Below are 12,689 nucleotides of genomic sequence, written 5' to 3' on the forward strand. Positions count from 1 at the left end.
CGCCCTCAGCGTCCTGAGACGCGACGGCGCGCAAGCGGGTTCGCGATATAACGCACCGCGAAATCCGATAGCGGCGAGTAAGGCACGAGACACAGACTCGACAATACGAGCGTGCCGAGTTTTTTCTTCAGGCTCCAGAACGGATTCGCGACAATCGTATGCAGATAGCGGCCTGAATCGAGCAGCATCCAGTGCCAGCGCCTGAATAGCGTCGCGCGATAAATGGAAGAACAGAATGTCGCTTTCTCATGCGAGAAGTCGAGAAACGTCGTCGGCAGTTCGATGTCGAGCCGGATCTTGGCAATGTTGCGCAGGATGGCCCAGCGCATGTTGAATGCGCGTGGCGCTTTCGTCAGTTGTTCCGAGTTCGCGAACGCCACCGTTTCACTGCCCGCGTTATGTACCCGATAACCGCCTAGCGACTTCGGCACGGTCGCGATGGGACCGGTCAGCGCAACGCCATAGATGGCGTAAAAGTCAGCGCCATAGCGATTCACGCCCTCTTCAGGGACCGGAAAGATCTGCCTGAGCGCACTCGCCCGGTAAGCATTGCCCGACGCGGGTGGCGACGGATAGAGCCAACCGCAACGCAGCAGCTCGCCGCATTCCTGGGGCGGCTCGCTATGCGGCACGTAGGCGCCCGTCAACGCACCTTCGTTGTCCATCACGTCGAGCCGGAATTGCACCTTGGCCCACGTACCGTACTCGAAAAAGCGCATGACTTCGGAGACCGCTGATGGGTACAGCACGTCGTCGGAATCGAGAAAAATCACATACTCGGTGTCGAGCGACGCGATCGCATGATTGTAGGCGGACACCTGACCGCCATTTTTCTTGCTGAGAAACAGCACGCGGTTGCCATAGCTTTCAATGATCGTGCGCGAACCGTCGGTCGAACCATCGTCGACGACCATGACCTTGGTCGCGGGATACTCCTGCGCGAGTGCAGAGTCGATCGCAGCGGTCAGAAAGCGCTCGTAGTTGTAATTGCAAATCGCAATGGTGACCGGTTTCATCATGTGTCAACGCTATCCGTCAGGTTCGATCCGCCGGCTCCCGGCGACCGTCAAGCTCACGAACTATCGCTATGCCACTCCCTGCGCCACGCGACGCAGCACGAGATAAGCCAGATTTCCAGGCGGATAATTGCCAGCGCCGTTCACCTGGTCGGGCACCTTGAATCGGACCTGCATCAGTTCGTTGTCCCAACTCAATGCAACATTGCCCGGTGCGCTCGCCTCGCCACTGAGCGCATCGATGAAATCGGCCTTGACCGTGCGAGAGCGCAGCGCCTGCAGCCCGCCGATTGCAATGCCCTGCCAGCCCGCGCTGCTACTCACCTGTATCACGAGTTCGTTGCCCGAAAGCAGAGCATTTGCAGCCACTCCAGGACCGCCTTGCAGCGGTTTTGAAAAACTCGCCAGATGCCCACCCGCGGTTTGGCGCAGCACGATCAAGGTTCGACCGGAAACGTTGCAGGTTCGTTCAGGCGGACCGCGATGCGTGAGACGAAACGGTTCATAGCCGTCCCAGTGATAGATCATCGACAGGTACTTGTCCGGATCGTCCCAGTTTCTACCAAGCGCCCACACCGCCAGATCGAAGAAATAACGCGGCAGGTAGTGCGGATCCTTCATGTACTCGTTGCCGATCTCTGTCTGCCAGATGCCGCGCGCGGGACCGTTCTTCACGTATTGCTGATACAGCGATTCCAGATCCGCCACAGGCAAATAATGCGTGTCGATGTAGTCGACCCAATCGAGCATTCGCTCATTCAATGCCGGGCTTCGGTATTCGAGCCAGCGCTGGAAGTTCGCGAGCCCACCCTGGTCCGGCCAGCCTCCATAAACCACATACGCGTGGTAACTGCGAATGATGCGTGCGGCCGGAATATGAATGCGCTCGATGTAGTCCTGCATCGCGCGCTCGTACGGCTTCGCGCGCTTTTGATCCGTGCTGAATTCCGGGCCGTGCCAGAACGTCGCCTGCGGCAATCCGCCGGACAATTCGCCCGCGGCCTCGTTCCAGATCTGGAGATCGGTCGCCGAGCCCGACCAGCCGTTCGTGCCAATCAGCTCTGTCATCCTGCGGGCGCGCCCGCACGGGGGCGCTGCATCCGGTATCAGCGCAAGAGCGGGTCTGATATTTGACATCGGCGCGGCGGCACCCGCCGCCAGCGCGGCGATTGTCCGCAATGCACGTCTTCTGCCAGCACGTGTCTTCACGCGATCCATGTTCGTACCCACCCATCGCTAGCTCGCCGACGCGCGCGGCGTCAGTTCGGCCAGCCGTTCGCCAGTCTGGATGTAAAGGATTTCGAGCACTTTTTGCGCCGAGCGCTCCCAGCGAAACTCGCGCGCATGCAGCAGCCCCGCGCTTCGGTGACGTTGGCGCAGGTCCGCGTCGCTCATCATCTGCGTGATCTTCGCGGCGATGTCGTCCGCGGAAGTCGGGTCGCAATACATCGCGGCGCCTCCGCACGCTTCTGGTATCGACGTGCAAGCCGACGCGATCACCGGGCAGCCGCAATACATGGCTTCGAGAGGCGGCAAGCCGAATCCTTCGTACAACGACGGAAACACCAGGCAGCCGGCGTTCTGATACAGCGCCTTCAACTCCTCATCCGACACGAAACCCGCCCACACGACCTGGCGCGAATGCACCGGATGCTCCGGGCCCGCGCTGCTGAAGATGCGCGGATTCTTCCTGCCCACAATGACGAATTTGACCTCGCTCAGATGTCCGAGCCGCTCGATCGCATCGAGCATGCCTTGCAGATTCTTGCGCGGGTCGAGACTGCCGACCATCACGCAATAAGCGTCCTTACACAATTCAAGCCGTTGCAGCACCGAGGGGTCAGCGACGATCCGGTCGAGATGATCCGCGCCGGGCGCCACCACTTTCACACGCGATTCGTCGATCTTCAGATGATGGCAGATACGCGACTTCGAGAACGTCGACACCGTCAGAACAATCGGATGCGTGCGCGGCAATAGCGCGAAACAGACCCGATACCAGATGCGGAATCTCCTCGAGAAGCCTTGCGGCACGTCATAGACTGCCATGTCGTGAACCATGACGATCTGACCGTGCTTGAACAACGGATTCGTATTGCACAGATTCAGCAAGGTGACGCCGCGCGCGGCGATCGGCAGCGTGATCTGCTCCCACAAAGTGCCGCGCAACCAGGGAAAGCGCCGCTGCCGTTTGAGCAGCGAGCCTGGTTCGACCACGTTTGGTGGCACGAACACTTCGGGTTCGTCGCCCGGCACGGCGCGCATCTGCATGGCCCTCGTCAGTTCATAGGCAACGCGCTGGACCCCCGTGACGGGCTGCGAAGTAAACTTTCCGTTGATTGCAAAGGCCATCTGGTTCTCCGTTTTACGCCATCGCGAGCATGCTTTACCCCTTTGAAAGATCTACACGCTCAGGCGCCATGCCGCGCTCGTGGCGCAACGTCGGTCTCGCCGAAATCGCTGGCATAGTTCGTCTCGTAGCCGTAATTCTTCGTGCTTCGACGCAGCGGAATGCCGTTGAACACCGCACCCGCAATGCGCCCTTCTGCGCGCTCCACCTTTCTGATCGCGTCGGCGATTTCATCCTCGCTTTGCATGCCCGAGCGCAATACCAGCAGCGACGCGCCTGCCTCGTTCGCGATGATCGACGCGTCGGTGACGGCGAGGAAGGGCGGCGTATCGATGATCACCAGATCGAACTGGTCCGACAGCCGATCGAGCACCTCTTTCAGCCGCGGCTTCATCAGCAGCGCGGCGGGGTTCTCCGGGCGCACGCCGCATGACAGGAACGTCAATCCTTCGATACCGGTCGAGCGCAATGCATTGCGCAGCGGCAACCGTTCCGCCAGTACTTCCGAAAGACCGCCGCGATTGCTCTCGTTGAATAGCGAGGCGAGATGACCGCGCCGCATATCGGCATCGATCAGTACCACGCGCGAACCGATTTCCGCGTGCAGGATCGCCAGATTCGCGGCAACGAAGCTCTTGCCGGCGGACGGCGTGGGCCCGATGATCATCACGATGTTGTTGCGCGCGTGCGCGAGATCGCGCGTGACGGCGGTCCGTACGCTGCGCAGCGCTTCCACCGACGTGTCGTGCGGAAAGCGCGCGGCGAGAATCCTGGTCTGGTCGCCGTGCTCAAGCTGAATGTCGAGCAGGCTCTTCGGCATCGGGGGATGGGCACGCGCGGTCACTCCCGGCAGCGATTTGCGCCCCACGTTCATCGCGTCGCGATCGAGCAGCAGTTGCTGATGGCTGAACAGGATCTCGCCGAACACCGGCACGCTCATCTGACGCTCGACGTAGCGTGGATCCGTCACGCCGGTCATTACATGCCGGCGCATGAATACCATCACGACGCCGGACGCGATTCCGAGTACCAACGCGCCCCCGAGCACGAGAACCGGCTGAGGCATAACGGGAATATGCGGTCTGATCGCCTGATCGAGAATATGCGCTCCGCCCGTCGTGCTGGCGCGGCGTACCTGCAATTGCTCGGCCTTCTGCACCATGCCGAGATAAACCGTTTCCGCTACCTTCTGAGCGCGGATCAGATCGACGCTCGCGCGTTCCGACGCTGGCATACCGTTGAAATGATCGGAGAATTTCGCCTTCGCTTCTTTCAATTGCGCCAGTTGCTCGTCGACGTTCTGCACCCAGCGGCTCTGTTCCGTAAAGCGCTCGAGCAATTGCGTGCGCTGCAATTGCAGCGTCGCGATCTGCTTGTCGAGATCGAGGCCGCCCTGCAAATAGGCTTGCGCCTCGTTGGTCGGCTGCATCGACTGCGAGCTCGAACGGAAGTTCTTCAGCGCTTCCTCGGCTTTTCGCAGATCGGCGAGTAGACGCGGTAGTTCACCGTTGATGAATGCGAGCGTCTGGGTATCGTTCGATTGCCGGCTCGCCACCGCGGATGCGAGGTATTGCTGCCCCAATGCGTTGGCGACGGCTGCGGCTTTATCCGGGCTCTTGTCGCGATACTGTATTTGCAGCAGCCCGGAGTCCTTCACCTTGTCGCCGATCTTGACGAGGTTCGAGAAGCGCTTGATCGCGTCCAGCTCGTTCCAGCGAATCACCTCGAATTTCGTGCCCGGCCGGGCGTCGAGTTCCTTCACGAGCATGGCTACGCCGTTCTGATTGAGCGGCGTGCCCACCACGCCTCTCGCGAGCAACTCGCCGGACGGGCCGTGCAATTCGTAGGCGCCGTTCTCGAGCGCGGTCAACGTCAGCTTCTCTTCCTCGAGTTCGCGCGGCACGTCGAGCGCGGCGATCTGCACACGCTCGCCGCCCCATGCAAACGATTTGAGCCCCAGCCACGGCGCGGCGGGCTCACCCGGCGTCGCGAATTTTTCGGCGATGTCGCCGAGCACCGGAAACTTGAGCGGTTTGACCGAAATGTCGAAACGGAACTGGTCGATGACCGGCTGCAAGACCGAACGGCTCTCCATGACGGCCATTTCGGTGACCGGCGACGGCGATGGCGGCGGCATCAGTTCCTGGTTCTGCAACGCGAGTCCGAGCGCATTCGGCTCGGGTGGGTCCACGCGAACGATTACGTCGGCGGAATAGATCGGGGTAGCGATTAACAGATACGCCACGGCCAGCGTGAGGACCACGACCGTCGTCACCACGATCTCCCAGACGTGGTCGCGCATTAGCGTTAGCATCCCGCTGGCGCTGAGCTGCCTGCGCTCGGAATCAACAGCGGGATAGAGCGAGTTTTGCGGATAGTAATCCACCGGTCTGATCCTTGCAGGTTGATGAACAAAACGATCGGAGATCGCTTTGCGTCGCCACGTCATCATCAATGCCGCCGGCCGGATAAGCCCTGGATTGGCTGGCAGCACGGCGAAGCGGCGTGCTGTGTCGGGTTAGGTCGGGGAGCCGTGTTCGGGACCTCTCGAACCACGGGAGGCTACACACTCGTTGCATATCCACCGCGGCAGTGCCGATTGTTCTTCTCACGAATCAGGGAATGCGAAGCCCGCCATTCACGAATCCGCGATTGACAATTTCTCTCTCGATGTTGCGGTGAAGCATAGTCCGCAAAGGATCGAGGCATTCGCGCACGGCCCAAAGTAGTGTGTTATTGGCCGATAATGCGGAGCCTTTTACAAATGAAACACAAACCGGAAAGCCTTGTTGCTATCTGCAATTGCTGTAACAGATCTATACGGCAGGCGCCGTACATCGCGACCGAACCCGAATTGCACGGTTTATGTGCAAAGAATGCCGTTGTTATCCCTCTTATCGCGCCGAACCCATGCCACTCGGCGCATTCCGCAGATCGTCGAGCGTTTCACCCGCAAGAATCGCGCTAATTGAACAAGAAAAAACTTCCGTATAATGTTAATTAATATCAATTGTCCTAACGAATAACCCGGTAAGAATTTCTTCGATCCGGACGATTACGCCAAAACACCCGCGCATGCCAGCCAAGCTCGTCTCGCCCAATTCGATGCGCTAATCTCAATGCGTAGATTCTCGTCTGGAGAAGCTAGCGTGATGAAGCACATTGGTCTGTTCGTTTTTCAGGATTGTTCGATGGCAAGCACCGGCGCGATAGGCGACGCGTTTCGGCTTGCCAATGAGTTCAAGAGAGCGGCTGGCGAAGAGGCGCCATACCGGTTTACCGTGGTGTCCGACGGCGGTGGTCTCGTGACCAGCTCGTCCGGCATATCGATCTGGACGCAAGGCCTCGAACGCTACTGCCTCGCCGATTTCCACGCGTTCTTCGTGGCGTGCCGCGACGTCACCGAAGTGGCGGAATCGAATGACCACTTTCTGTCGTGGATCTCGCTGCAGGGATCGATCGCGTCGTTCGGCATGCAGCAGGGGGCGAATCTCGCCGTCGTCTGCAACGACCCGCTGCAATCGATCGTGCCGATGTTTCTGTTCGACGACAGCGGCGACGCCGCGCGCACGCAAAGCAATGTGACGCCCACTGATCTCGCGCTCGCGCAGATAGAACGCGACATCAATACCGACACGGCCCGCAAGATCGGCCGAATTCTGCAAACCGGTTACGCCGAGAAAAGCCGCTCGGAGCTCGATGACGGCAACATCACGACGACGACCGAGAAGATTCGCGAATCGGCGCGCTGGATCAAGGAAAACTACAGCAAGCCTATTTCGGTTGCGCAGGCCGCCGAATCGGTGGCAATGAGCAAGCGCAATTTCCAGCGCCGCTTCAAATGCGAGTTTGGCATGACGCCGCTCGAATATCTGCTGCGCACCCGCTTCGACATCGTTCGCTCGATGCTGAAGAACACCGATTTACCGGTCGACAAGATAGCGCGCCGCTGCGGAATGGGCGACGGCAATCGGCTCGGGCGGCTATTCAAGGAACGCTATGGGATGTCGCCGACGCAATTCCGCGCGCACCAGCACGCGGACGCGGATGAACGCTGGCTAACGCCGGAGGAAAGCTGGAGCGCCGCGACCGAGATGTTGCGGCAGACGCCACTGACGCTTTGATTTCGATTCCCCTGTTACTCCGGAGACGACTTCTCGACTCGACCGTCACGGGATCAGAACATGTCGATCTTCAAATCCGCCGGGCGGGATGTGAAGGACGCGACTATCGCGTCGGAAAGTCAGGCTTCCTTACAGACTGATGACACCGCCGTGGCTTCGCTCGTCGAGCGGCCGGCGCGTCACACGGGTGCGCATTCGTCGGCCCCGCAATCACCAACTACTGGGAGAAAGATCAAGGAAGCGGCGAAGACGCTGTTGCCCGACGCCCTTTTCCTAAGCCTGTTACATCACAAATGCATTGGCCGCTATCCGCATCTGATTCGTCCCGTCACGTTCAACGAGAAGATCCTGCAACGCAATCTTCACCCTGATCCTCGCTATGTCTGCCTGAGCGACAAGCTGCTGGTGCGGGACTATATCGCAAGGAAAATCGGCGACAAGCATCTGATACCGTTGATCGCAGCGCCCGATGCATTCACGCCCGAAGTGTTCGATGCATTGCCCGATGCTTTCGTGATGAAAGCCAATCATGGCAGCAGCTTCGTCGAATTGGTGACAAATAAGTCGGAAACCTCGTTCGAGAAGCTCAAGAAGCTCGCCGACCAATGGCTGCACACCGACTTCTATTGCGTTGGGCGTGAGCGGCACTACGAGATGATCGAGCCGCGCATTTTCTTCGAGCAACTGCTGCTTGACCAACGCGGCCAGATTCCGGCGGATTTCAAGCTGCACTGCTTCAACGGCCGGCCCGGGCGGCCGATCATCTATATCCTCGTGATCTCGGATCGGTTCGGTAACGCGACGCACGGCGACGTGTATGACATCGAATGGAATCACCTCGATATCGCGATCGGCGACTACAAGCGCAGCGCGGCACCTGCTCCGCGCCCGCGGCATCTGCAGGCCGTGCTGGATGTCGCGGCCCGACTATGCGAAGACTTTGACTACGTGCGGGTCGACCTGTATGCGCCCGACAATCTCGTTTACTTCGGCGAACTGACGTTTACACCCGGCGCGGGCGTGCTGCCCTTCACGCCGGACAGTGTCGATTTCGAGTGGGGCAAGCTGATGGTTTGAACGCGCTTTCATTGCTGGCGCTTGGACTCCACCATCAAGCCGGCGACATGCCGTTTTGCAGCTTTGCGCCGTCGGCCTCGCGCGATGCCAGAAACGCCAGCCACGCCTGCGCCGCTTCACGCTGGCGCGCCAGCGTACAGATCGCGGCGGTGAAAGTCGTGGTGGACTGGACGGCGGCCGGAAGCTCGCCGAGCAGATCGATGCCCGGCACGTGAATCAACTCGCTCATCTGTTGAAAACCCAGCGCGACTTCTCCACACGCAACGAGCGTGCCGACCGGCACACCCGGCGGCGCCTTCACGATACGCGAATCGATCTGCCCGGCAATGCCCCACCGTTCGAACAGCTTCAGCAGATACGTGCCGCTGGGCCCCGTCGAGTAGCCGATGCTGCGCGCGCCGAGAATCGCGTCGCGCAGCGCCGCTTCGGTTGCGATGTCCGGATGCGCTGCTCCGGCCGCGACCGCGACTGCGATGCCCGAGCGCGCCAGCGCGACGCGGCTCGCCGTATCGACGCAGCCTGCCGCCACGAGCCGCTCGATCGCGTCGGCGGCGAGGATGACGATATCGAATACTTCGCCATCCTCAACACGGCGGGCCGCATCGACGCCGCCGACCGATTCGATCGCGATCGCCTGTCCCGTGCGCCGCTCGAACGACGCGGCGAGTTCGGCCAGCACCTGGCGCGTGGCCATCGATGAAATGCCGGTGATCGGCGCGCGCGCGGCTTGACCGTTGATCACTGCGACCACGCCCGTCAGTCCTTGTAACGCAGCCCGGCCTGCTCGAGCGGCCCGCGCATGTTGTACATGTCGAGACCGAGCACGCCGGAGGCGAGCTTCGCGCGCTTCGCGGCTTCGTTGGCCTCGCGCGCCGCGGCTTTTTCGAGCACCGCTGGCGCGGCGGCCGCAGGCACCACGACCACGCCATCGTCATCGGCGACGACGACGTCGCCCGGCGTGACCAGTGCACCCGCGCACACGACCGGAATGTTCACCGAGCCGAGCGTCGCCTTGACGCAGCCCTTCGCGGAAATCGCCTTGCTCCAGACCGGGAAGTTCATTTCGGTCAGCACGCTGACGTCGCGCACGCCCGCGTCGATGATCAACGCATGCGCGCCGCGCGCCTGGAAGCTGGTGGCGAGCAGATCGCCGAAGTAACCGTCGGTGCTCTCCGCGGTGACGCCCGCGACGACGACATCGCCGGGCCGGATCTGTTCGGCCGCGACGTGCAGCATCCAGTTGTCGCCCGGCTGCAGCAGCACCGTGACGGCCGTGCCGCTCGCGCGCGCGCCGGTATAGATCGGGCGCATATAAGGTTTCAGCAACCCCGTGCGGCCCATGGCCTCGTGCACGGTGGCCGAACCGAGCGCGCCGAGTTTGGCGGCCACGTCCGCATCCGCGCGCTGGATGTTGCGATAGACGACTCCGATTTCATACATGATTACAGCCCCTTCGTTTTCAGCAACGCATCGAGACGCGGATAAACGCGCCGCGCGTTACCTTCATAGATCTTGTGGCGCTCTTCCATGTCGACGTGCGCCGCTTCGATATAGCGCTTCGTGTCGTCGAAATAGTGACCGGTCTCCGGATCGATGCCGCGCACCGCGCCGATCATCTCGCTCGCGAACAGGATGTTGTCCACGGGAATCACGCGCGTGAGCAGATCGATGCCCGGCTGATGATAGACACAGGTGTCGAAGAACACATTGTTCAGCAGATGGTCCTTCAGCAAGGGCTTCTTCATCTCCTGCGCGAGACCGCGGAAGCGTCCCCAGTGATACGGCACCGCGCCGCCGCCGTGCGGAATCACGAAACGCAGCGTCGGGAAATCGCGGAACAGGTCCGAGGTCAGGCATTGCATGAACGCGGTGGTATCCGCGTTCAGGTAGTGCGAACCGGTGGTGTGGAAGCACGCATTGCAGCTCGTGCTCACGTGAATCATCGCGGGAATGTCGTACTCGACCATCTTCTCGTAGATCGGGTACCAGGAGCGGTCGGACAGCGGCGGGCTGGTCCAGTGGCCGCCCGACGGATCGGGATTCAGGTTGATCGCGACATTGCCGTACTGCTCGACGCATTTGACGAGTTCAGGAATACAGGTGGCCGGATCGACACCCGGACTTTGCGGCAGCATCGCGGCCGGCACGAAGTTCTCGGGAAACAGCTGGCTCACGCGATAGCACAGTTCGTTGCAGATCGCGGCCCACGTGCTCGAGATTTCAAAGTCGCCGATGTGGTGCGCCATAAAGCTCGCGCGCGGACTGAAGATCGTCAGATCGAGGCCGCGCTCACGCATCAGTTTCAACTGGTTGCTTTCGATCGACTCGCGCAGCTCGTCGTCGCTGATCTGCAATTCCGACACCTTCGGCATCTCGGACGGATTCTTGATGCCCGCGATCTGGCGGTTACGCCACGTCTCCAGCGCTTTGGGCGCGGTGGTGTAGTGGCCGTGAATGTCGATGATCACCGTGATTCCTCAGTAGATGAATTTAAACCAGCGGCGCGCGCGCAACGCTCGCGCGCCGCTTTCCTGCAAGCGTTAATGCGCGGTATTCGGCTGCGCTGCTGCTGCGCCGCCGCCCACGCGTTGGCTCACCAGGATGGCGATCGCAGCCAGAGCGGCGGGGATCGCGAGCATCGCCAGGATCGCGCCGAATTGCCAACCGAGACCCAGCAGCGCGCCGCCGATCGCCGAGCCGAAGATGCTGCCGAAGCGCCCCATGCCGAGCATCCAGCTCACACCGGTCGCACGCGCAACGGTCGGGTAGCGGCCAGGGGCAAATGCGTTCAGACCGGTTTGCGCGCCGCTCATGCAGAAGCCTGCGGCGAACACGAGCAAGGCGAGCGACGACGACAGCGCGCCGATATAGCCGAGCGCGAGCACGCACAGTGCGCCACCGACATACGCGGCGCTGATGACCGGCGCGGGACGCGACTTGTCCATGATCCAGCCGACCAGGACCGCGCCGATCGTGCCGCCGATCTGGAACATTGCCGTGATGTTGGCCGCGGTCGAGACCGACAGACCGGCATCCTTCATCAGCGTCGGCAGCCAGCCGGTCAGCAGATAGATCACGAGCAGGCCCATGAAATACGTGACCCACAGCGCGATCGTCATCGAGCCGAAACCCTGCGAGAACAGCACGCCGATCGGCTTGCGCGTCGGCAGCGGCGGTTCGTTCGACACGAACACTTCATTGCCTGCAAAGCGCGCGCCGCACACCCGGCCGAGCACCTTGCCAATGCGCTCCGACGGCGCGCCACGCACCGCGAGCAGACGGGCCGACTCAGGCAGCAACCAGATCTGGAACGGGATCAGCACGAGCGGCAGCGCGCCGCCGAAAATCAGCACCGAGCGCCAGCCATGAACCGGGATCAGCCAGCCGGCCGCGAAGCCGATCAATGCCGAGCCGAGATTGAAGCCTGTGAACATCACCGTGATCAGCAAGGCGCGCTTGCGTTGCGGTGCGTACTCGGAGAGCAGCGTCGTCGAGTTCGGCATCGCGGCGCCGAGGCCGATACCGGTCAGCAGACGCAGCGTTGCCATCTGCATCGGCGATTGCGTGAACGCGGTCGCGATCGTGAACACGCCGAACAGGAACACCGACGTAATCAGCACCCACTTGCGGCCGATGCGGTCCGATGCCGGACCCGCGAACAATGCGCCGATCACGAGACCGATCGGCGCCGCGCTCATCACGAGCCCGAACGCAGGACGCGAAATCGCCCAATCATGAATGATGGACGGCGCGACGAAACCCATGATCGCGACGTCCATGCCGTCGGCGGTCACGATCAGAAAACACAGCGCTACCAATAACCACTGGTAGAGCGAAATCGGCCGTTCGTCGATGAACGCCTTGATATCAATCCTGTTACCGCTGGTAGCACCCGTCATAAAACTCTCCTGTCTCCTTCATCGGTCTCATCGCGCATCATGGCGATGAACCCCCGCACGCCTTACTCGAACAACTGGCGTGACGGTACGTTTCGCGATTCGCGGGCCAAAGCACGGGTTAACCATAGGGCGGACGCGAGTATCCGCATTTTCGCCGTTCCGCATAGCACCGGCGACGCCGGGGCGATTCGCCCAAAGCCACGCCGGATAAGCGCTCAAGCCA

Annotated in this window: 10 protein-coding genes; 2 read left to right on the top strand and 8 right to left on the bottom strand. The window is 61.2% G+C overall.

What is annotated here, in order from left to right:
* Window positions 1-5 precede the first annotated feature (5 nt).
* From L0U81_RS24385 to L0U81_RS24400, 4 genes are all read right to left on the bottom strand, one after another.
* Window positions 6-1,016, bottom strand: a complete 1,011-nt coding sequence (locus L0U81_RS24385) for a glycosyltransferase family 2 protein (RefSeq protein WP_233807931.1) — start codon at window positions 1,014-1,016, stop codon at window positions 6-8.
* Between the two features lie 69 nt (window positions 1,017-1,085).
* On the bottom strand, window positions 1,086-2,234 hold the full coding sequence (locus L0U81_RS24390) for a hypothetical protein (protein ID WP_233806528.1): 1,149 nt from the start codon (window positions 2,232-2,234) through the stop codon (window positions 1,086-1,088).
* An 18-nt stretch (window positions 2,235-2,252) separates the two neighbouring features.
* On the bottom strand, window positions 2,253-3,368 hold the full coding sequence (locus L0U81_RS24395) for a glycosyltransferase family 4 protein (protein WP_233806530.1): 1,116 nt from the start codon (window positions 3,366-3,368) through the stop codon (window positions 2,253-2,255).
* A gap of 59 nt (window positions 3,369-3,427) precedes the next feature.
* The gene (locus L0U81_RS24400; protein ID WP_233807935.1) at window positions 3,428-5,680 is read right to left on the bottom strand and encodes a polysaccharide biosynthesis tyrosine autokinase; all 2,253 of its coding nucleotides are present in this window, start codon (window positions 5,678-5,680) and stop codon (window positions 3,428-3,430) included.
* Between the two features lie 838 nt (window positions 5,681-6,518).
* Here L0U81_RS24400 and L0U81_RS24405 point away from each other — a divergent pair.
* Both L0U81_RS24405 and L0U81_RS24410 read left to right on the top strand, forming a co-directional pair.
* Window positions 6,519-7,490, top strand: coding sequence for a GlxA family transcriptional regulator (locus tag L0U81_RS24405; protein ID WP_233807937.1), 972 nt, complete (start codon window positions 6,519-6,521; stop codon window positions 7,488-7,490).
* A gap of 60 nt (window positions 7,491-7,550) precedes the next feature.
* Complete coding sequence (locus tag L0U81_RS24410) at window positions 7,551-8,567, top strand: ATP-grasp fold amidoligase family protein (RefSeq protein WP_233806532.1); 1,017 nt, start codon at window positions 7,551-7,553, stop codon at window positions 8,565-8,567.
* 34 nt (window positions 8,568-8,601) lie between these two features.
* Here L0U81_RS24410 and L0U81_RS24415 read toward each other — a convergent pair whose 3' ends face one another.
* The 4 genes from L0U81_RS24415 to L0U81_RS24430 form a co-directional block, all read right to left on the bottom strand.
* Window positions 8,602-9,318: a substrate-binding domain-containing protein gene (locus L0U81_RS24415; protein WP_233806534.1), complete on the bottom strand. Its 717-nt coding sequence runs from the start codon at window positions 9,316-9,318 to the stop codon at window positions 8,602-8,604.
* Between the two features lie 5 nt (window positions 9,319-9,323).
* A complete protein-coding gene (gene ligK, locus L0U81_RS24420) occupies window positions 9,324-10,007 on the bottom strand; it encodes a 4-carboxy-4-hydroxy-2-oxoadipate aldolase/oxaloacetate decarboxylase (RefSeq protein WP_233806536.1) in 684 nt (227 codons plus the stop codon).
* A 2-nt stretch (window positions 10,008-10,009) separates the two neighbouring features.
* Complete coding sequence (locus tag L0U81_RS24425) at window positions 10,010-11,035, bottom strand: amidohydrolase family protein (protein ID WP_233806538.1); 1,026 nt, start codon at window positions 11,033-11,035, stop codon at window positions 10,010-10,012.
* 72 nt (window positions 11,036-11,107) lie between these two features.
* Entirely contained in the window at window positions 11,108-12,466 is a 1,359-nt protein-coding gene (locus tag L0U81_RS24430) for an MFS transporter (protein ID WP_233806540.1), read from the bottom strand.
* Between the last annotated feature and the right edge of the window lie 223 nt (window positions 12,467-12,689).

The sequence above is a fragment of the Paraburkholderia sp. HP33-1 genome (assembly GCF_021390595.1).
In the GTDB taxonomy this organism is placed as follows: Bacteria; Pseudomonadota; Gammaproteobacteria; order Burkholderiales; family Burkholderiaceae; genus Paraburkholderia.

Coding starts and splice junctions, on each gene's coding strand:
- L0U81_RS24430 (WP_233806540.1), bottom strand. CDS start 12,466: ATGACGGGTGCTACCAGCGGTAACAGGATTGATATCAAGGCGTTCATC.
- L0U81_RS24390 (WP_233806528.1), bottom strand. CDS start 2,234: ATGGATCGCGTGAAGACACGTGCTGGCAGAAGACGTGCATTGCGGACA.
- L0U81_RS24395 (WP_233806530.1), bottom strand. CDS start 3,368: ATGGCCTTTGCAATCAACGGAAAGTTTACTTCGCAGCCCGTCACGGGG.
- L0U81_RS24410 (WP_233806532.1), top strand. CDS start 7,551: ATGTCGATCTTCAAATCCGCCGGGCGGGATGTGAAGGACGCGACTATC.
- ligK (WP_233806536.1), bottom strand. CDS start 10,007: ATGTATGAAATCGGAGTCGTCTATCGCAACATCCAGCGCGCGGATGCG.
- L0U81_RS24400 (WP_233807935.1), bottom strand. CDS start 5,680: ATGCTAACGCTAATGCGCGACCACGTCTGGGAGATCGTGGTGACGACG.
- L0U81_RS24405 (WP_233807937.1), top strand. CDS start 6,519: ATGAAGCACATTGGTCTGTTCGTTTTTCAGGATTGTTCGATGGCAAGC.
- L0U81_RS24385 (WP_233807931.1), bottom strand. CDS start 1,016: ATGAAACCGGTCACCATTGCGATTTGCAATTACAACTACGAGCGCTTT.